Annotated in this window: 20 protein-coding genes; 8 read left to right on the top strand and 12 right to left on the bottom strand. The window is 61.2% G+C overall.

Features of this window, described 5'->3' with window-relative positions:
- Window positions 1-4: 4 nt before the first annotated feature.
- The 8 genes from AC2ETI_RS17155 to AC2ETI_RS17120 all read right to left on the bottom strand — a co-directional run bounded on the left by AC2ETI_RS17155 (window position 5) and on the right by AC2ETI_RS17120 (window position 8,243).
- The gene (locus tag AC2ETI_RS17155; protein WP_387404402.1) at window positions 5-1,024 is read right to left on the bottom strand and encodes an alpha/beta hydrolase; all 1,020 of its coding nucleotides are present in this window, start codon (window positions 1,022-1,024) and stop codon (window positions 5-7) included.
- A 68-nt stretch (window positions 1,025-1,092) separates the two neighbouring features.
- The gene (locus AC2ETI_RS17150; RefSeq protein WP_020906734.1) at window positions 1,093-2,733 is read right to left on the bottom strand and encodes a class I adenylate-forming enzyme family protein; all 1,641 of its coding nucleotides are present in this window, start codon (window positions 2,731-2,733) and stop codon (window positions 1,093-1,095) included.
- Between the two features lie 9 nt (window positions 2,734-2,742).
- Window positions 2,743-3,447 carry an ABC transporter ATP-binding protein gene (locus tag AC2ETI_RS17145; RefSeq protein ID WP_042951161.1) on the bottom strand — a complete coding sequence of 235 codons (705 nt, stop codon included), beginning with the start codon at window positions 3,445-3,447 and terminating at the stop codon, window positions 2,743-2,745.
- A 1-nt stretch (window position 3,448) separates the two neighbouring features.
- Window positions 3,449-4,222 carry an ABC transporter ATP-binding protein gene (locus tag AC2ETI_RS17140; protein ID WP_046378188.1) on the bottom strand — a complete coding sequence of 258 codons (774 nt, stop codon included), beginning with the start codon at window positions 4,220-4,222 and terminating at the stop codon, window positions 3,449-3,451.
- Window positions 4,219-5,247 (bottom strand): branched-chain amino acid ABC transporter permease, encoded by a 1,029-nt coding sequence (locus AC2ETI_RS17135; RefSeq protein WP_021333898.1) that lies wholly within the window; start codon window positions 5,245-5,247, stop codon window positions 4,219-4,221. Before AC2ETI_RS17135 ends, AC2ETI_RS17140 begins: the two co-directional genes overlap by 4 nt.
- Complete coding sequence (locus AC2ETI_RS17130; RefSeq protein ID WP_084325139.1) at window positions 5,247-6,122, bottom strand: branched-chain amino acid ABC transporter permease; 876 nt, start codon at window positions 6,120-6,122, stop codon at window positions 5,247-5,249. The genes AC2ETI_RS17135 and AC2ETI_RS17130 overlap by 1 nt, the downstream gene beginning before the upstream one ends.
- A gap of 15 nt (window positions 6,123-6,137) precedes the next feature.
- Complete coding sequence (locus AC2ETI_RS17125; RefSeq protein ID WP_483634148.1) at window positions 6,138-7,322, bottom strand: ABC transporter substrate-binding protein; 1,185 nt, start codon at window positions 7,320-7,322, stop codon at window positions 6,138-6,140.
- Window positions 7,323-7,448: 126 nt separating this feature from the next.
- Window positions 7,449-8,243 carry a TetR/AcrR family transcriptional regulator gene (locus tag AC2ETI_RS17120; RefSeq protein WP_142006133.1) on the bottom strand — a complete coding sequence of 265 codons (795 nt, stop codon included), beginning with the start codon at window positions 8,241-8,243 and terminating at the stop codon, window positions 7,449-7,451.
- Between the two features lie 267 nt (window positions 8,244-8,510).
- Between AC2ETI_RS17120 and urtA the strand changes: the two genes are divergently transcribed.
- Genes urtA through AC2ETI_RS17090 form a run of 6 tightly spaced genes read left to right on the top strand, consistent with a single transcriptional unit; the run spans window position 8,511 to window position 14,029 of the window.
- Complete coding sequence (urtA, locus tag AC2ETI_RS17115) at window positions 8,511-9,767, top strand: urea ABC transporter substrate-binding protein (RefSeq protein ID WP_021343385.1); 1,257 nt, start codon at window positions 8,511-8,513, stop codon at window positions 9,765-9,767.
- Between the two features lie 54 nt (window positions 9,768-9,821).
- The gene (gene urtB, locus AC2ETI_RS17110) at window positions 9,822-10,706 is read left to right on the top strand and encodes an urea ABC transporter permease subunit UrtB (protein WP_003941514.1); all 885 of its coding nucleotides are present in this window, start codon (window positions 9,822-9,824) and stop codon (window positions 10,704-10,706) included.
- Window positions 10,703-11,809, top strand: coding sequence for an urea ABC transporter permease subunit UrtC (gene urtC / locus AC2ETI_RS17105; protein ID WP_021333894.1), 1,107 nt, complete (start codon window positions 10,703-10,705; stop codon window positions 11,807-11,809). Before urtB ends, urtC begins: the two co-directional genes overlap by 4 nt.
- Window positions 11,806-12,642, top strand: coding sequence for an urea ABC transporter ATP-binding protein UrtD (urtD, locus tag AC2ETI_RS17100; RefSeq protein WP_483634147.1), 837 nt, complete (start codon window positions 11,806-11,808; stop codon window positions 12,640-12,642). The genes urtC and urtD overlap by 4 nt, the downstream gene beginning before the upstream one ends.
- 3 nt (window positions 12,643-12,645) lie before the next feature.
- Window positions 12,646-13,338 carry an urea ABC transporter ATP-binding subunit UrtE gene (gene urtE / locus AC2ETI_RS17095; protein ID WP_397510060.1) on the top strand — a complete coding sequence of 231 codons (693 nt, stop codon included), beginning with the start codon at window positions 12,646-12,648 and terminating at the stop codon, window positions 13,336-13,338.
- A 1-nt stretch (window position 13,339) separates the two neighbouring features.
- Window positions 13,340-14,029: a GntR family transcriptional regulator gene (locus AC2ETI_RS17090; RefSeq protein ID WP_020906727.1), complete on the top strand. Its 690-nt coding sequence runs from the start codon at window positions 13,340-13,342 to the stop codon at window positions 14,027-14,029.
- Here AC2ETI_RS17090 and AC2ETI_RS17085 read toward each other — a convergent pair whose 3' ends face one another.
- Entirely contained in the window at window positions 14,030-14,686 is a 657-nt protein-coding gene (locus AC2ETI_RS17085) for a hypothetical protein (RefSeq protein WP_397510059.1), read from the bottom strand.
- Here AC2ETI_RS17085 and AC2ETI_RS17080 point away from each other — a divergent pair.
- On the top strand, window positions 14,676-15,113 hold the full coding sequence (locus AC2ETI_RS17080) for a hypothetical protein (RefSeq protein ID WP_142006126.1): 438 nt from the start codon (window positions 14,676-14,678) through the stop codon (window positions 15,111-15,113). The two genes, AC2ETI_RS17085 and AC2ETI_RS17080, sit on opposite strands and share 11 nt — an antisense overlap.
- A gap of 358 nt (window positions 15,114-15,471) precedes the next feature.
- Here the strand turns inward: AC2ETI_RS17080 and AC2ETI_RS17075 are convergent, their stop codons facing one another.
- From AC2ETI_RS17075 to AC2ETI_RS17065, 3 genes are read right to left on the bottom strand one after another with little or no spacing between them, the layout of a single operon-like run.
- A complete protein-coding gene (locus tag AC2ETI_RS17075; protein ID WP_483634146.1) occupies window positions 15,472-16,080 on the bottom strand; it encodes a signal peptidase I in 609 nt (202 codons plus the stop codon).
- A gap of 10 nt (window positions 16,081-16,090) precedes the next feature.
- Window positions 16,091-16,708 carry a hypothetical protein gene (locus AC2ETI_RS17070; protein WP_020906724.1) on the bottom strand — a complete coding sequence of 206 codons (618 nt, stop codon included), beginning with the start codon at window positions 16,706-16,708 and terminating at the stop codon, window positions 16,091-16,093.
- Between the two features lie 7 nt (window positions 16,709-16,715).
- Entirely contained in the window at window positions 16,716-17,345 is a 630-nt protein-coding gene (locus AC2ETI_RS17065) for a SipW-dependent-type signal peptide-containing protein (RefSeq protein WP_019744453.1), read from the bottom strand.
- A 227-nt stretch (window positions 17,346-17,572) separates the two neighbouring features.
- Between AC2ETI_RS17065 and AC2ETI_RS17060 the strand changes: the two genes are divergently transcribed.
- Window positions 17,573-18,562 (top strand): LLM class flavin-dependent oxidoreductase, encoded by a 990-nt coding sequence (locus AC2ETI_RS17060; protein ID WP_020906723.1) that lies wholly within the window; start codon window positions 17,573-17,575, stop codon window positions 18,560-18,562.
- The last annotated feature ends 5 nt before the right edge of the window (window positions 18,563-18,567 follow it).

Below are 18,567 nucleotides of genomic sequence, written 5' to 3'. Positions count from 1 at the left end.
ACAACTAGCGGGTGTGTGCGTCGAGAAACTGAACCGTGCGATCGAGGGCAGTGAGACCGTCGGCATTGTCCAGATCGAACTGATACTCGTGACCGAGCGCCGGAACGTGATCGGCCGGATAGAACAGTGTGTCGACCGCAACTCCCAACCCCGTCAATTTGTCAGCCAACGGTTTCGACTGAGAATCTGTCAAAGGATCCGCGTTGCCGCCGCTGATGTAGGCAGGCGGAAATTGAGCGCTGACGTAGTTCAAGGTCGACATCTGATCCGCTGCATCGGTACTCATGAAGTCACGCACCCCGGTATACGCCCAGAGGGACCGATCAACCCCCCAACCGATGATGCCGGGTCCGCCGACCATGTTCCCGACGTCGTAGATTCCACAGTTCAGGATTACTCCACGTAACTGATCCGGCCGCAGCGACGGGACCACGCCCACACGGTTCGCATACGCGGGATCAGTGACGAGAGTGGCGAGCTGACTCGAGAGTTGCGCTCCCGCAGAATCACCGGCGAGAACGACCGTCGTCGGATCAACATGCAGCCGTTCCGCATTCGCGACGACGTACGCGTGAGCTTCGTTGAGCTGCCGCACCGCTGTCGGATAGTGATGCTCAGGTCCGAGTGAGTAGTCCAGGGACACAACGGTGTAGCCACGAGAGGCCAGCAACTCGTAGTACGGCGCGTAGTTGGACTTGCTTCCCGAGATCCAGGCACCGCCATGAGTCCAGATCACCGTAGGCAATGCGGTCGTCGTCGCTGCGGGAAAGTAGACATCCAGGTATGCGTCGTCGTCATCGGCGCGGTACTGCTGGTCCTTGATCGAGTCGACGCCTTCGGGCGCGTGCTTCTCGAGCGCCTCGGTGACTTTCACGGCATCACGATCGAAGACCCATCGCACGGTGAGTGCGCCAGGTCTCGGGCTCAGAACGAAGGCCAGAACCACGGCTCCGACCAGAACGAACACAATTGCCAGAGCCCACAGCAAGCGCCTGCGCCACCGATGCGGTGAAGGGTTCGTCATCGGGTTTCCTTCACTCTCGGCAAAATGTCCGGATCAGCGTAACGCGACGCCGGTACTGTCAGGCGCGATCAGCCGAGTTCAGCGATCCGCCTCTGCGCGAGTGCCTTGACTTCGCCCTTGGCTACTTTGCCGCCTGCCGCCATCGGCAATTCGGCGACCGTCATCACGTACTCGGGTATGTACTCGCGGGTCACTCCTCGGCTCTGCAGCCAGGCGGTCAGGTCCACCGAACTCAGATCGTCATCGGCGGACACGACGACCGCACAGACCTTCTCACCGAACAGCGGATCGTCGACTCCGACCACGGCGACCAGTTCCACCGAAGGGTGCGCGCGCACGTACTCCTCGACCTCGACCGCGGAAATGTTCTTGCCGCCTCGAATGATGATGTCGGCTTTGCGCCCGACCACACGCACCCGCCCGGTCTCGTCGATCTCGACGATGTCGCCGAGAAGCATCCAACCGTCGTCGGTGTACAACTCGTCGTTTGCATCGACGTCGCCCCAATAACCCTGGCACATCAGCGGGCCGTTGACCGCAGGCTGACCGCGACGGACGGAGCCGGTCACTTCCTTTGCCGCATCGTCGAATACACGAACTTGCATGCGATCGATGACGTGGCCGCACGTCTTCAGTCGGGTATCGGAACCGTCCGAAACCGTCGTCACCGAGACGGCGCCGGTTTCGTTTGATCCGTAGAACTGCAGGACAGCCGCTCCGGTACGTTGTTCGAAGGCCAGTGCCTCCGAATACGGCACGGCTTCACCACCGGTGAACATGAAACGAAGTGACGAGAGATCGGCCGATTCCGCGGCCTCCGAACGCAACAGCATCTTGAATTGTGTACTCACACAATTCAAAGCAGTCACCCGTTCGCGCTCGATCAACTCGATCATCACCGAAACGTCGAAGCGTTCCATGACGACATTGCGAGCACCGAGTAGCGCCGGCAGGAAATGCGAAGTCCAGAGGCCGAATCCGAAAGGTGCCGGAACCGCGCCGAGGAACACCTCATCCGGACCGATCGCCGCCGCCTCGGCGGCAATCTCGGAGAAACCAACCCAACGATCCTCGGTTTGTGTGACCAGTTTGGGTAGGCCCGTTGTGCCGGACGTCGAGTTCAGCATCGAAACGGCTGACGTGACAAAACACGGACTGGTTGCGGGGAACTGCTTTAGCTCGACCGGCAACGAGGTGAGTTCGCCGTTTGCACTCACGCGTTCGAAACTCACGTCGGCGCGTTCGTCGGCGAAGACGACGTCCAGTCCGGGATGCTCTGCCCGCAGACTCGCCACGAGTTCGGCGGTATCGACGCCGCGCAGCGTGCGAGTGGTGACGAGTACGGAGGCTTCCGAGCGGGCGATCAGATGAGAGATCTCGCGAATGCCCGAGCGCGAACCGATTCCGACCGCGACGCGGCCGGTACGAAATGCTGCGCAGAGAGCCGCATGGAATACAGCGGTGTCGGGGAGCAACACGGCTACATGTCCGTATCCCTCACCAGCTAGATCCAGCGCCGACGCGATCGCATCGGCAGCCGCGTCGTACTGTTTCCACGACACCCTCGATTCCGGAGTGACGAAGGCGGTTTCGTCCGGGATGGTCTCAGACCAATGCCTGACCATTTCGCTGATGCTGACGCCGGCGAACCGGTCCGGATTCGTGGCGAATTCACCGACGGTGAAGTCGAGTGTCTTCGTTTCAAGCATGATCGTCGATCATCTCCCGTCGGCGCTGAGTACGCCCATCGATTGTTTGTACGCGTTGTCCAGTGTCGCTGCGGAATCGCATTCGCGGACGAGTTCGCCGCGCTGCATGACATATCCGCGGTCGACAACCGATTTCAGTGCAGTAAGTGCCGGTTCCGTCACGATGACGGTCACACCCTCGGCGGCCAGACCCCCGACCAGCGCTCGCAGCTCCGCGACGATTTTCGGTGCCAGTCCTGTCATCATCTCGTCGAGGAGCAACACCTTCGGGGTTTCCAGAAGGGCCCGCCCCAGAACCAACATCTGCTGCTCACCACCGCTGAGGACCCCGGCATAACTCTCGGAGCGTTCATGCAGGATCGGGAACCTCTCGAAAGCTGTTTCCACGGCTTCGGCTTTCAATCCCAGCAGGTCTGCGCCGACGCGTAGGTTCTCGCGAACGGACATTCGCATGAACAGTTGCCTGCCTTGGGGTACGTAGGCAAATCCGCTGCGGACACGATCCAGTGCCGATAATTTCTGGATCTCTCGACCATCGAATTTGATTGTCCCGGTGGCGGGAACCGAGCCGTAGATGGATCCCGCCAAGCTGGTCTTGCCTGCACCGTTCGGCCCGACGATCGCTGTCACTTCACCGGCGGGGGCGACAAGGGAGACTTCCCGGACGGCGACAGCGGATCCGTATCGAACTGTGACTCTGTCGAGTTCGAGCATGTCAGGCGCCTTCCTCGTATTCGGAACCGAAATAGACTTCTCGCATCGCGTCGCTGGCCAAGCACTCCTGCGGTGGTCCGTAGAACGCCACTGATCCGAAATTGAGCAGCACGATCTTGGTGGCGAGCGCCGCGATGAGATCGACGTTGTGATCGACCAGGACTACTCCTTTGCCCTGCGCGGCAATCGATCGCACGGCACCGGAGATGGCAGCGATGCCGTCGTGATCCGCGCCGGCAAACGGTTCGTCCAACAGGAGAACATCGGGTTCGGTCGCCATCGCCCGCGCCACCTCGACCAAACGCTGCGCCCCCAAACTGAGATCCCCGCAAGCACTCTCGACGTCGGTGACCGAGTATCGCGCAGCAATCTCCCGGGCCCGCTGTGCTGTCCGGTCCCAGTTCTCGAAAGGTCCTTTGATCGCCCACCACAGCGAGTGCAGAGGTGAGGTGATCTTGTGCCCGTACAGTCCCGGGATGATGTTGTCGACGGCGTCGAGTTCCGCCGCGAGCTGCGGATGTTGAAACGTGCGCGAGAGCCCTTGCCGTGCACGGCGCTCCGACGGCCCGGTCAAGGCAGCACCGGCGAGCGCGACGGTTCCGGAGTCTGCTTGCTGTGTGCCGAAGATGCAGTCCACCAGTGTGGTCTTGCCTGCCCCGTTCGGGCCGACCAGGCCGATCACCTCTCCCGGTCCGACGCTGAACGAGACATCGTCGACAGCGCGGACGCCGCCGTAGGACTTGTGGAGCCCGCTCACTTCGAGTAGCCGCGTCATCGATTGCCACGCTCCTTGTACAGACGGTTCATTCGACCCAGAACGTTCTGACTCCACCCGATCACCCCACCAGGCGCGACGATGAGGATCACCAGGACGGCTCCGGCAAGCAGGAGTTCGCCGCTTCCCTGGTAGCCGGGCATGTTCAGCGTCACGATCACCACGATCAATGCACCGAGCGGAGCACCCCACGCCGAGCCGCGACCGCCGATGATCGGCATGAAGATTGCAAGGAAAACAATACTGAGAGTGAAGGTTTCAGGAGTGACAGCTTGCACCGACACGGTGAACAGCGATCCGCCGGTCGACGCGATCGCGGCACCGATCGCCAGCGCCACCACGGTCAGGTGCGCAGGATTGACGCCGGAAGACCGTGCGACATTACGATTGTCGCGGGCAGCTTGCAACATCAGCCCCCACACCGATTTCCGAAGGCGATCGACAGCGACCGCGATCAGACACACGAACAAGATCGCGAACACGACCAATGCGTAGCGCGGTGGCTCCCAGCCGAACATCGTCACAGTCTCGACACCCGAGATCCCGGCCGACCCGCCGGTGAAACTCGGCCCGTCGATCAACCAGTGCTCGAAAGCGATACCGAACAACAAGGTCACCGCGGCAAGGTAGAAGCCGGAGAGTTTCTGTGTTGCCAAGCTGAGGAGCACTGCAACCGCTGCAGCGGCGAGGGCGCCGAGAATCCATCCCCACCACATCGACAACCCGGTCCGAACCGAGATCAGCGCAACGGCATACGCGCCGATCGCCGCATACGCGCTGTACGCCATCGACAGTGATCCCGCGAGCACGAATGGCACGTACATGCCAAGTGCGATCAGCGAATACGTCGCAGCGAGGAACACCAGATCCTGCCGGTACAGACTCGGCCCCATCCACAGCAGCACGGCAGCAACCACGACCACGGTGATCAGCGCTTCTCGTGACAGGGCGAGCATCCTCGTCCGGGAACCGCCGGATGTAGCGGGCGGATTTGACGTCAGCGGACTGGTAGAAAGCGAGGCCATCAGACGCGAACCTTCCTCGAGAGCAAGCCTTCCGGACGGAAAGCGAAGAACACCAGGGCAATCAGCAGAATCGCGGTTTGAGCAGCACTCGCACCGAAGTAGTAGGGGGCGAATACCTGGACGACGCCCAACACCATTCCGCCGATCAGTGGAGCCCAACTCCGACCGGTACCACCGATGACGAGTGCGATGAATGCCGTCAGCGTCCATGACAGACCGCTCGTGAACTGAACACCGGCCTTGGGAGCGAACAGAAGTCCGGCGACGGCGGCAATCACACCCGCGAGGGTGAACGCGATGAGGCGTACCCGATCCACCGGCAAGCCCAGGACGCGGGCGGCATCCGGACTGTCGCCGACGGCGCGAAGCAGACGGCCCGAGGTGGACCGGTTCAGCCACAGTCCGATACCGACGAAGGTCCCGGCAGTTCCGACGACGAGTACAACGGTCGAACTGTCGACGGTGGCACCGAGCACCGATATCGGATCGAAGTCGAAGATCTTCTGCCCGGGAAGTGGTGTGCGGCCGAAGACAGTGCCGGCGAGCTGCTGGATCCCGAACAGTACTGCGGTCACAGCCACCAACGCCGGTAGTTCCCCACGACCCGATCGCTTCTGAACCTGTTTGACCACAAGCTTTTCCGTCAGGATCGACAGCGCCACCGCTACCGCGATCCCTAGCGGCATGGCAATCCAGAGAGCGAGCCCGTAATTGATCGCGACCCAACTCGACGCCATGGCCGCAGCCATCGCATACGGACCCATCGCAAAATTGAAGAAATCGGCGCCGACCACCACGAGATACATTCCGAGGGCTATCAGTGAAAAGAATGCACCGATCTCGATGGCAGCGAGCCACAGTTGTGCGTCTGTCATGTCAAGGCTCCTCGGTTATCCACACGGGGGTTGGTAAGAATCCCACGGATGGGCCGGCTTGTTGTCCTCACCGAATTCGACGAGCACCAGTCCGCAGAGGCTGTCCGGAGCCAGGTGATCCTGCGAGGAGAACGACAGTGTCAATCCGTCCTGGCCGAAGCTGGCGGGAAGTGCCGAAACCTGTTGAAGAGCATCACGAACGGCCGTCCGATCTCGGTGGTCGCCGGCAATTTCGATTGCCTCGGCCAACATCATGACGGCGTCGTACGCCTGTGCGTCGTAGGCAGTCAGTTGATAATCAGGCCCCTTCACCGCCTGCACCTTGCGACGCAGTTCGGCGGTTCTCGGGTTGTTCTCACTGAGCGAGCCCATGTACACCATGCCGCTCAACGCCTTCGGGTCCGCCAAAGCCCAAGATGCGGGCTGGTTCCCGATGGAAGCGAGTGAGAAGCGTTGCGTCTGCGGGGTGATCTTCGACAAGGTGTTGTGCGCGAGGATTTCGAAGTGCCCGCCGATACTGGCGACCAGAATCGCGTCCGGTTCGGTTTCCGCGAGACGTGAGACCTGTGCGGTGATGTCCGCAGCATCGACCGGCGCCTTTTCGACGCCCGTCACTCTCGCGCACTTCTCGAGCGCCGGCCGCAGGGTCTTGATGATTCCGTCGATGGACGCACTCGCGTCACCGAGAATTCCCAGGGACTTGTACCCCATCTTCTCGAAAGCCCCGCAGTACACCTGGGCGTACTGCTTCAACGAGTTCGGAATCATGAACGAGAAGTCGTTGTCGGGCGCCGAGGCAAAGGCGTCGCTGAGAACGACCGGAGCTATCGCGGGAATCTTCGACTGCTGGAGAATCGACTTGGCCTGCAGCACCGACCCGCTGCCGGTGGCGAGGATGACCGCACTTGATCCGTGATCGACCAACTTCCGAATGATCGACGGGGTCTTGGTGGGACTGCTCTCGTCATTCTCGACAACCAATTCGACGTGCTTGCCGTTGATTCCGCCGGCCTGGTTGATCAGGTCGACAGTCATACGCACGGTCTTGCCGGCGATCGTGCTGTACGACGCACCGGGCCCGGTGGAGTCCTCGTCCAAACCGATGACGATGGTGTCTTCGGGAATGACACCGGCAGATGCGCACGCGCTCGCCCCGAGGACCACTGCCGCGCAGACGGCAATCGCCTTTCCGAGTCTCACATCAATCTCCCGTCCAAACTCTGCTTGGTAAATCAAACAAGCGCTTGATTTACGAGTGTGGACAGAAGTATGCACTGGGTCACACCGATAGTCAAAATTCGAACTACACGCGCAGGAACTGCGGTGTTACGGCTTCTGCAGCTGCCGGATCGAGGAGCTGAGTTCGCGAATGACGGACTTCAATTCGTCGACGTCCGAACGGAGTTCGGCCATTTGGGAGTCCGAACGGAGTTCGGCCATTTGGGAGTCAGAGCGGAGTTCGGCAAATTCGGAGGCAGGAGATACGGTCTGCGCTTCCTTCTTCGTCGTGCGCTGCGCAATGCGTGCCACCGGCTCGCCGTCGACGGAACGTGCGGCGAAGCCGTCCAGGAATACCGAAATCAGATTGCGCTGCAGATCATCCGCCAACTCGGAAAGCTGCGGGCGATACTGCGCGACGGTGGACCAGACGGATTCACGCAGGAGACGGTGAAACTGTTCGGGATCGATGTCTTCCCGAAACTCCGCGTCGGCAATTCCGCGAGCGATAGCCGATCGCCAGTAGCTGTGTGCCTTCTGAACCAGGATGGTGATGGGCGCGTCCGCCGGTTGCGACGAAAGTATGGCTTCTCCCTGATAGACCTCCGTGGCATACGGGTGATCCACCGCCGATGCAAAAGACACCGAGACCATCGTTGCCAGGCGATCTCGGGCCGAACCTCCCGGCTCGATCGAGTCTTCGTACCTGACGTTGAGGTCTTCGAGAAACCGGACGACGATCTCGTTGGCTATCGCATCCTTGGAGTCGAAGTAGTGGTAGAGGCTGCCGGAGAGAATCCCGACTTCGTCGGCGATGTCGCGTACCGTCGTCGCGGCGATTCCCCGCTCACTGAACAGCTTGGCCGCATGAGCGAGTATTTCGTCCCGTCGGGTCGAGCGCACGAGAAGATCCTTCCGACGTTCCGATCGTCAAGCGAGTGCTTGATCAATTTCTCGTCGATGCTAACACCGCACCCTCGCTGACCTGCGGTGTGAGGTCCTGGACATCCAATCGAAACACCGGACACACACTTGTCACCGACAGTCATTCCACCGCAACAACTTCCACCTACTCTGTGCACTCGACGAATACAGCGTTGTATACGCACTCCGGATACAGATCTGTCAGAGCCATTGTCTGCCAGAGCCATCGACACGAAAGGCCCGTACATGCGAACCTTCTCGAAGCGCACCCTTGCCGCGCCGGCCGCTCTCGCCGCGCTGGGCTTGGTTCTCACCGGCTGCGGAAGCAAGGCGACAGACACCGCATCGGGAGATTCGACGGCTACGTCGTGCGTCGACACCTCGGGGGACACGATCAAGGTCGGTTCTCTGAATTCACTCTCGGGCACCATGGCCATCAGTGAAGTGACGGTCCGCGACTCCATCTCGTTGGCGGTGCAGGAGATCAACGATTCCGGCGGTGTGCTGGGCAAGAAGATCCAAATCGTGGCAGAGGACGGCGCGTCGGAGCCGACAGTGTTCGCCGAGAAGGCCGAGAAACTGATCAGCAGCGATTGCGTCGCAGCAGTTTTCGGTGGCTGGACTTCCTCGAGCCGCAAGGCCATGCTGCCGGTGTTCGAGGACAACAACTCCCTGCTCTACTACCCGGTCCAGTACGAGGGGCTGGAAGATTCGAAGAACATCTTCTACACGGGTGCAACGACCAACCAGCAGATCATCCCGGCTCTGGATTATCTGAAGGAGAAGGGCGTCAAGTCGCTGTATCTGGTCGGCAGCGACTACGTGTTCCCGCAGACCGCCAACCGCATCATCAAGGCCTACGCGGCAGCGAACGGCATCGAGATCAAGGGCGAGGATTACACGCCATTGGGTTCGACCGACTTCTCCACCATCGTGAACAAGGTCCGCACAGCCGACGCCGACGCCGTGTTCAACACACTCAACGGTGATTCCAACGTCGCGTTCTTCCGTGAATACTCGAATGTCGGCCTGAAGCCCGCCGACATGCCCGTCGTCTCCGTCTCCATTGCGGAGGAAGAGGTCGGCGGTATCGGAGTCCAGAACGTCGAAGGCCAGCTGACGGCGTGGAACTACTACCAGACCATCGAATCCCCCGAGAACAAGAAGTTCGTCGAGGCGTACAAGGCGAAGTTCGGCCAGGACAAGCCCACGTCCGATCCGATGGAAGCGGCATACACCTCCGTCTACCTCTGGAAGAACACCGTCGAGAAGGCCAACTCGTTTGCGGTCAAGGATATTCAGGACAACGCCGACGGTGTGACCTTCCAGGCACCCGAAGGACTCGTCACCATCGACGGCGACAACCATCACATCACCAAGACTGCCCGAATCGGCGAAATCCGTTCCGATGGACTGATCTACACGGTCTGGGATTCGGGACAGCCGATCGAGCCGGATCCGTACCTGAAGAACTACCCCTGGGCCGAGGGACTCGGCAGCTGATCGACGAAAGGCGGAATTGACGGAATCGACGAGTAGAGAGGTGGAGCGTCTGTCATGGATGTTGTGATCGGACAGTTGTTCACGGGTTTGAGTATCGGATCGATTCTCCTGTTGGCAGCGTTGGGATTGTCTCTCACGTTCGGGCAGATGGGTGTCATCAACATGGCACACGGCGAGTTCATCATGGCCGGCTCGTACACCGCATACGTAGTGCAGCAGGTGATCTCGAATGCAACGGGATCGTTGATCATTTCTCTGCTCGTCGGTTTTGTCGTCGGCGGACTGATGGGTGTCGTGCTCGAAGTGGTACTGGTATCGCGGATGTACCACCGACCCCTCGATACCCTGTTGGTGACATTCGGCGTCGGATTGATTCTTCAGCAGTTGGCGCGCGACATCTTCGGCGCGCCCGCAGTCAATGTTTCGGCGCCGAGCTGGCTTTCGGGCGGGGTCGATATTTTCGGCGCCGTGGTACCGAAAACCCGCATCTTCATTCTGGTGTTGGCGATCGCAGCGGTGATCGCGCTTTCGGTCGCACTGAAGCAGTCGTCGATGGGTCGACGCATCCGGGCCGTCGTCCAAAATCGCGATCTGGCCGAGACGAGCGGAATCTCTTCTCGTCGTACGGACATCACGACCTTCTTCCTCGGTTCCGGACTCGCCGGCGTCGCGGGTGTCGCGTTGACACTCATCGGTTCCACCAGCCCGACCATCGGCCAGTCGTATCTGATCGACGCCTTCCTGGTTGTTGTCGTCGGCGGTCTCGGTCAGATGAAGGGAGCCGTGATCGCAGCCTTCGCCCTCGGCATCTTGAACTCGTTCATCGAGTACTCGACGACGGCGTCGATCGCGAAGGTGATCGTGTTCGTCATCATCGTCGTCTTCCTTCAAGTTCGGCCGCAGGGCCTGTTCGCAGTCAAGACGAGGAGCCTCGTATGAGCATCCTGAACAATTCCCGAATTCGGGTGTGGGGCGGTTTTGCACTTGCCGCGATCGTGCTGTTCGCCATCGCTCCGGCTGTGCTCTCGGACTTCAGGCTGTCACTGTTGGCCAAATTCCTGTGCTTCGCCATAGTCGCTGTCGGCATCGGCTTGGCTTGGGGCAGAGGCGGAATGCTCACGCTCGGCCAGGGCGTCTTCTTCGGAATCGGCGCATACGTGATGGCGATGCACCTCAAGATCGCCGATGCCGAACTCAAGGGCGACGCGGTACCGGACTTCATGTCCATCGCGGGCAAGACCGAACTTCCGGGATACTGGCAACCGTTCGCCTCGCCATTCGTGGCGATCTTCGCCATCCTTTTCCTGCCGGCCGCTGTTGCCTTTCTCCTCGGACTCGGTGTGTTCAAGCGGAGAGTCAAGGGCGCATACTTCGCGATCCTCTCGCAAGCACTCGCCGCGGCTTTCGCGATCCTCTTGATCGGCCAGCAGTCGATCGGTGGCAGCAACGGCCTCAACCGCTTTCGCACGTTCTTCGGTTTCAACCTCAACGATCCGGCGAACAAGCAGATGTTGTTCTTCATCGCCGCCGGAGTTCTTCTCGCATCGGTCGCTCTGATTCGCCAGCTGATGAACTCCCGATACGGCGAACTCCTCGTCGCCGTCCGCGATCAAGAGGAGCGCGTACGTTTCCTCGGATACGATCCGGCGAACATCAAACTGGTCGCCTACGTGACCGCGGCGTTCCTCGCCGGTATCGCCGGTGCGCTTTTCGTTCCGATCGTGGGCATCATCTCCCCCGCCGACGTCGGGATCGTTCCGTCAATCGCCTTCCTCATCGGGGTCGCGATCGGTGGCCGCGCAACGCTTCTGGGTCCGGTACTCGGTGCGATCGGCGTCGCTTGGGCGCAGTCGACATTCTCGGAGAAACTCCCTTCGGGATGGATCTACGCACAAGGGTTGATGTTCATCGTCGTGGTCGGGTTCTTCCCGGCAGGTGTGGCCGGATTGTTCGCCCTGATGCGCCACCGCAAGAAGCGTGAGACCCCGGCCGACCCGCCGGTCAAGGTCTCCCAACCCGAACCAGTGGAGGTGTCGTCATGACCAACACAACCGCCACCAGCGAACCCACACCGGCACTGGGCGGCAACGCCGGAATGTCGTCCGAGTACCTCGAAGTACGGAACCTTTCGGTCAGCTTCGACGGTTTCAAGGCCGTCGACGGCGTCGACTTGACCCTCATGCAGGGCGACCTCAGGTTTCTCATCGGCCCGAACGGGGCTGGAAAGACAACGCTGGTCGACGCCATCACCGGACTCGTTCCCGCGACGGGTTCGATCACGAAGTCCGGCGAGCAACTACTCGGCAAGAAGGTTCACAAGATCGCCCGCCTCGGCGTCGGGCGAACCTTTCAGACGGCAAGCGTCTTCGAAGAACTCTCGGTGCTGCAGAATCTCGACATCGCGGCGGGAGCCGGTCGCTCGGCGTGGAACCTGCTCCGAAGGGGCAAAGGTGTGCTCCCCGAGATCGAGGAGGCTCTGGAGACAACCGGCTTGGAGCACCTCAGAGACACTCCCGCGGGCATTCTGGCGCACGGGCAGAAACAGTGGCTCGAAATCGGAATGTTGTTGGTGCAGAACTGTTCCGTGCTACTACTCGACGAGCCCGTCGCTGGGATGAGCCTGGAGGAGCGCGAGGAGACCGGAAACCTTCTGCGTCGCATCGGCGGTGCACGAACCGTCGTCGTGGTCGAGCACGACATGGACTTCATGCGATCGTTCGCCACGTCCGTCACAGTGCTCGCCGCTGGGAAAGTACTCGCCGAAGGAACTGTGGCGGAGGTTCAAGCCGACCCCAAGGTGCAAGAGGTCTATCTCGGCACAGCCGCTGCCGGAACCGATCTCGGCGCCGACACCGAACCGACCCCGGAGGACTGAATCATGCTCGAGCTCGTCGACATCCGCGCCGGCTACGGACGCACCGAAGTAATCCACGGCGTATCCTTACTGGTTCCCAGTGACGGGGTTGCGGCAGTCATGGGTCACAACGGAGCAGGCAAGACCACCTTGCTGCGCGCCGCCGTCGGTCTGATCAAACCCACACGCGGAAAGGTACTTCTGAACGGAGAGGACATCACCGGACTACGACCGAGCGCCCGCGTCGCTCGCGGACTTGCCTACGTACCGCAGGGTCAGCAGTCGTTCGGACAACTGACAACTGCCGAGAATCTTCGGGTGGTCGCCGACGGGCGCAAACGCGGAAAGGCACTCATCGCAGAGGCATTGGATCTGTTTCCCGCGCTCACCAAACTCCTCGACCGTCGTGCCGGGCTTCTCTCCGGTGGGCAGCGACAACAACTTGCCATCGCCCGCGCCTTGATCACCGAGCCCAAGATCCTCATCCTCGACGAACCAACCGAGGGCATTCAGCCCAACGTGGTCGCCGAAATCGAAAGAACCGTCATGGAACTCACCGAGCGCGGCGATCTCGGTGTCCTCCTTGTCGAGCAGCACATCGGTTTCGCGCTCCAATCTGCTCAGCATTACAGCATTCTCGCGGCCGGACACGTGACCTCGACCGGTGAGGGCGGCACCACGTCCACCGAGGCGGTTCGTCGAGCGATGGCAATCTGACATGAGTGTGCGGCCGCCGCTGCGCGAACAGGTTTACCGGTCGATCCGAAACGATCTGATGTCCGGTCAGATCGCGCCCTCGGAACGACTGGGCGAGGAACGCCTGGCCCATCTCTACGGTGTCTCGCGAACACCGGTGCGCGAAGCGCTCGCAAAGTTGGAATCCGACGGGCTGGTCGAGCGCGACGAACATGGACTCTTTCCGTACCGACCGCACCTCGACGAGTTGGGTGGCCTCTACGAGCTGCGCATACTCCTCGAGGTGCACGGGCTTCGTCGGGTACTCGACGGTGAGGCCCCCGCTCATGATCGAGACGCGCTCGGTTCCGAACTCGACAAGTGGTACGCATTTCTCAAACAGATGCCGGTACCGGACGCCGGTTTCGTGACGCTCGACGAGGAGTTCCACATCGCGCTCCTCGCCTCGTCCGGAAACCACGCGTTGGTCGACGCCTTGCAGGCCGTCAACTCGAAGCTGCGCCCCGTGAGGATGTTCGACTACCTGACTCCCGACCGTATGAAGGCCACCGTGGAGGAACATATCTCCGTCGTCGAACTGGTTCTGGACGGCAAGATTCCGCAAGCACACGAGGCACTGGTATCGCACATCGACATCTCTCGTGCGGTTGTCCTCGACCGTGCTCGTCAGGCCCTCTCGTTGGCCGCCATGGCCAATGCCGTGCGTAACTGATCAGCGTCGTGTCGCTGACTTCAGGGTGACGACTTCGGTGACGCGGTCTCTCGTCAGGGGGATCCTGAGGTACTCCCCCGGTGCGGTTGGCTTCGGGCCGAGTTCAGAACCGGGGACCGTACCCGTTGTGCCGTCCGAGCATTCGACTGCAACTTCGCTCGTGTAGTCCGCATCAGGCGCAACGTCGCAGGTGAGTCCGTCATCCGTGGTGAAGGCGGAGATACTCGAACCGACGGGCCCCTGGATTACTGTCCCGATTGGGTCCGCCGGAGCCGAGGTGACGGGCGTTGTGGTGAGCGGTGGACTTGTCTGCAGCGTGGTGGCTGTTGCCGCGGTGGTTGTGGCGGTGGTGGTTGTGGCGGTGGCGGTGGCGGTGGTAGTTGTGGCGGTGGTGGCCGCTGTAGGTTCAGGCGTCGTCGTTCCCGTAGTCGGCGTGGCGGTCACGGGAACAGCTGTCGATGTTGTCGATGTGGGCTCGGCGACTCGCGCTGCCTGTCCGGTGACAAGGCTCAAGGGCGTCACCGGGGGTGAAGAATCGAGTCCGCACTGAGCGGCCGACAGATTGACGGATATGTTCGTCGATCCGAGGATGACTGTGACCAGTCCTTCACCCAAGATCGACAACGCGACGGTTACGGCCTCAACAGTGAAGCTCACCGAAACAGCGGAGGAAGCAACAAAAGGCGCGGAACCGGAAGCCGCTCGGGTACTGGTGACCTTGATGTTCGAGAAGCGCGCTTCCACCCGCGCGAGCAATGGGACATTCGCCATCACGAAGGTCGCAGTAGTCGGCGACGTCGACGTGGCCGAACCGTTTGCACCCACTGCTGGGATGGCAACGGTGGCGCCGCCGACTTTCACGGTTCCTGTCGGCTGGTCAGTAGCCGCCGACGTACTCGCACAGCGCGCGTTTGTCTTGACGCTTGTGCTCGTGATCGCGTCCGCCGGTATCAACGTGATCCCCAGTACCGAAAGCAGATTCAATTGCAGGCCCAACGTAGAGGTAGTTTCCGCGTCCGCATCCGACCCGGCCACCCCACATGGGGGCGATGCCGACGCTCCTACGAGATACGCAGCGCACTGAACGGCGCTACCCGTGCGGCTGAGTGCAGGCAACCCCAGCAATACACCGGAGTTGTCCGCCAGCGAAACTGTCCCCGTGGTTTTGCCCGGCGACAGTTGAGTTTGCAAGGTCGGATGTTCGATCAAAGAACCGCCGAGATTTCCTCCCAGAGTTATCAATCCGCCGGTCGCCGTTCCTTTGCCCGACGTCGATCTGCCGTACCCACTCGTCGTCCATGAACCGGTGGAAATCGGACCGGTCACGTATTCGGAGTCTGTCCACGCCGCTTCGGTCTCTCCGAACAGTGGGTGAGACGAGAAACCGGAGCCCAGAACAACCGCAACTGCCAATACGATGACTGAGAACAGGTGGCGACGCTTCATTGCCTCCCGCCGTCCGGCGGTAGAAGAACCTGAATGGGTTCGGTTTTCGGTTCGGCCGAGTCGGCATCATCGTCGTCATCGGTATTGCGCGGCCAGAATACCGCAACCACCAAAGCGGCCATGGTCAGCGTGATCGCCCCCAGAACAAGAGGATTCGAGAAGTAGACGATCACCCGCGCCAATCCCGGAACGTGCCAGAGCACCTTTCGGACCGTGGTGACCTCGTATACCGCGGGATCAGCCGAAGCGTTGGCATCACCCTTGAGATCGAGAATCGTGATGCCGTTGTACTGGGTACGAGCGGAGACGACCCGGTGGGTCACCGGCAGTTCGGACACTCCCCGATCGACGGTGACGACGTCGCCCACCTCGACGGAATCTGCCGGTACTTCCCGTACAACTGCCAGAGATCCGGTCGGAATGGTCGGCGACATCGATCCGGTCTTGAACATGATCAGTGTGATGTCGAAGGCGAAGGCACAGATCACCAAAGCGATACAAACAACCCCACCGGCAGCGAGAACCTGAAGGATGCAGTCCCCGATGATCGTGGGGACCGAACGCTTCTTCGTCCGGGCATGTGTTGCCCGGGCATGTGTTGGCATTGCAGCTCCTTCAGGGTGTTGCACTGAACTGCCAAGTGGGAGTTGCCGTTTTACCGATCAACGCCGAGTTACTCCAATTAGCCGAGGTTCCGGGCAGCGAAATCTCGAAGCACAGCGCCACCGCGGCGCCCGGGGACGCTCCACCGGCGGGTAGCGCGATGGCCCCGACTGCGGAACCAGTTGAGAGCGACGGAAACACCGTCGCACTTCCCACCACGAATTGTGGTGTTCCCGTGGAGAAGGCTGACGCATCACAGGTTGTCGACTTGACCACCCGATACCGAAGCGCCGACGCCAGAGTGGAGTCGCCGGCAACCGTGGCCGCCTGCAGAGTGACGGATGCTGCCGGCGAGACCGGCACTGTTCGAAGAGATATCGGGCCGTACGAGAACGCACCGGGGCGAATCAGGAGCGCCGAGGGTGTGTACGTGAAAATGCCAGGGGCACTGGATGCATGCGACGACCATCCACCGCCGACGTTCGACTCGATTCCGAAGGTTCCGGTGCGAAACGATGCATCGCCCATCGTGCTGTCCACCCAACTGGCAGCCACGGTGGTTGCACCGATACCCAGGACGAGTCCCGAGGCCGCCAGTGCGTACACCTGACGCATTCGCCGTGTGACCACGCAGGCGTCAGGGGGTGGACTGGCCGGTGAACTGCCAGAGCAAGCGCCCGGTGTCCTTGCCCGACACGATCGAGGGGTCGACTCCGGCGGGCAGCGTGACCGCGAAGCACAGTTCGACCGGCACACCCGTGCCTAGCAAGGCGACATCCGAACCCGAACCTGCCGTCAAGGCCACCGGACTAGCTGTCGTGCCCACCCATGCTGTGCCTGCTCCAATTCCCGCCGCCGTGCAGGCCGTGGAGGAGACACCTCGATACACCGAGTACCGCAGGGCGGGTTTGAGATCGGCATCACCGCCCGTCGCACCGAGTAGTTGTACCGTCGCGCCGAAAGTGCTGGCCGTGGGACCGATCCGTAGCGCTACCGGCGCATATACCGTCGTTCCGGGTGCGAGTGTGTTGAATCCCGTGCTGAATTGGAAGTGGCCGGCGGAAGCGTCGACTTGATACTCACCCCAGGTCGTCAGTCCGTCGAAACTGCCCTGGAGATTCCAACTTCCCGTCTTGAACTGCGCGTCGCCGAAAACATTGTCTGTCCACGCTGCCAAGGTGACAGCGGCGCCGATACCGAGGACAAGTCCTCCGGCTAGTAATGCACGTACTTTGCGCTTGTTTACAGCCTTCCGATCAGTGGCCATGCTGGTCTCGATTCACTTGGAATGCGAAAGAACCTCCGATTCGGGAAATCTAGCCCCCACTTTCACCCGAAATATCCGAAATGACCGAAATTGAGACAAAGACTTGACGCCTTCTCCTCCTCGCCGCCATCTGTGGGCGTTGACCAGGGGGAAATAGGAAAGCCGGCCAGATGGTTGCACCTTCCAACGACGCTTGCGTTCTATTCGCCGAGAAAGGCTCCACCTCCATGGCCGTACCACTTTCCATCCTCGACCTCGCCCACATCGGGGACGACGAAACCGCCAAAGACAGCTTCGACGCCAGCGTGACCCTGGCGCAGCGTGCCGAGGAGTGGGGCTACAAGCGAATCTGGTACGCCGAGCACCACAACATGGGTTCCATCGCGTCTTCGGCAACCAGCGTTCTGATCAGCCACGTCGCCGCGAACACCAGCAAAATCCGCCTCGGCGCCGGTGGAATCATGCTGCCCAACCACGCACCGCTGACGATCGCCGAGCAGTTCGGCACCCTCGAGACTTTGCACCCCGGTCGAATCGATCTCGGTCTCGGCCGCGCGCCCGGTAGTGATCAGAAGACGATGCAGGCTTTGCGACGCGACCCGAGTTCTTCGGACAGCTTCCCGCAGGACGTACTCGAGCTTCAGGGCTACCTCGGCGACACCTCGCGCGTCCCCGGAATCAATGCCGTTCCCGGTAAGGGCACTCACGTTCCGCTCTACATTCTCGGATCGTCACTGTTCGGCGCCAAGCTCGCCGCGATGCTCGGCCTGCCGTATGCATTTGCCTCGCACTTCGCCCCCAACGCCCTGCGCGACGCCGTCGCAATCTACCGACGCGAGTTCAAGCCGTCGGAGCAGTTGGCGGAGCCGTACGTCATCGCCGGCGTCAACGTCATCGCCGCCGACACCCATGAGCAGGCTCAGCAGGACTTCCTCGCGGCCAAGCGTTCGCGCGTCAGTCTTCTTCTCGGGCGTGGACGCAAATTCACGGACGACGAAGCGGACATGCTGCTCGACTCCCCCGCCGGTCAGCAGGTTCTGCAAATGACCAAGTACAGCGCCATCGGCACGCCCGCCGAGGTGCGTGCGTACCTCGACGAGTTCACCGAGCATGCGCAGGCCGACGAGCTGATCACGGTGTCGACCGGCACCAACCGCGAGGCATGGTTGCGCACGTTTGAACTCCTCGCCGACGTGAGCGATCTGGTGCCCGCCTAAGCTGC

Source organism: Rhodococcus sp. MurmanLake-1, assembly GCF_056945715.1.
Note: the sequence above shows the minus strand (reverse complement) of the source record. Positions and strands in the feature narration are given on the sequence as shown.

Excerpts from the sequence above, each read along its gene's own strand:
- AC2ETI_RS17065 (WP_019744453.1), bottom strand. The coding sequence starts at position 17,345 with ATGGCCACTGATCGGAAGGCTGTAAACAAGCGCAAAGTACGTGCATTA.
- AC2ETI_RS17075 (WP_483634146.1), bottom strand. The coding sequence starts at position 16,080 with ATGCCAACACATGCCCGGGCAACACATGCCCGGACGAAGAAGCGTTCG.
- AC2ETI_RS17135 (WP_021333898.1), bottom strand. The coding sequence starts at position 5,247 with ATGGCCTCGCTTTCTACCAGTCCGCTGACGTCAAATCCGCCCGCTACA.
- urtB (WP_003941514.1), top strand. The coding sequence starts at position 9,822 with ATGGATGTTGTGATCGGACAGTTGTTCACGGGTTTGAGTATCGGATCG.
- urtD (WP_483634147.1), top strand. The coding sequence starts at position 11,806 with ATGACCAACACAACCGCCACCAGCGAACCCACACCGGCACTGGGCGGC.
- AC2ETI_RS17130 (WP_084325139.1), bottom strand. The coding sequence starts at position 6,122 with ATGACAGACGCACAACTGTGGCTCGCTGCCATCGAGATCGGTGCATTC.
- AC2ETI_RS17145 (WP_042951161.1), bottom strand. The coding sequence starts at position 3,447 with ATGCTCGAACTCGACAGAGTCACAGTTCGATACGGATCCGCTGTCGCC.
- urtA (WP_021343385.1), top strand. The coding sequence starts at position 8,511 with ATGCGAACCTTCTCGAAGCGCACCCTTGCCGCGCCGGCCGCTCTCGCC.
- AC2ETI_RS17090 (WP_020906727.1), top strand. The coding sequence starts at position 13,340 with ATGAGTGTGCGGCCGCCGCTGCGCGAACAGGTTTACCGGTCGATCCGA.
- urtE (WP_397510060.1), top strand. The coding sequence starts at position 12,646 with ATGCTCGAGCTCGTCGACATCCGCGCCGGCTACGGACGCACCGAAGTA.
- AC2ETI_RS17150 (WP_020906734.1), bottom strand. The coding sequence starts at position 2,733 with ATGCTTGAAACGAAGACACTCGACTTCACCGTCGGTGAATTCGCCACG.
- urtC (WP_021333894.1), top strand. The coding sequence starts at position 10,703 with ATGAGCATCCTGAACAATTCCCGAATTCGGGTGTGGGGCGGTTTTGCA.
- AC2ETI_RS17140 (WP_046378188.1), bottom strand. The coding sequence starts at position 4,222 with ATGACGCGGCTACTCGAAGTGAGCGGGCTCCACAAGTCCTACGGCGGC.
- AC2ETI_RS17060 (WP_020906723.1), top strand. The coding sequence starts at position 17,573 with ATGGCCGTACCACTTTCCATCCTCGACCTCGCCCACATCGGGGACGAC.
- AC2ETI_RS17155 (WP_387404402.1), bottom strand. The coding sequence starts at position 1,024 with ATGACGAACCCTTCACCGCATCGGTGGCGCAGGCGCTTGCTGTGGGCT.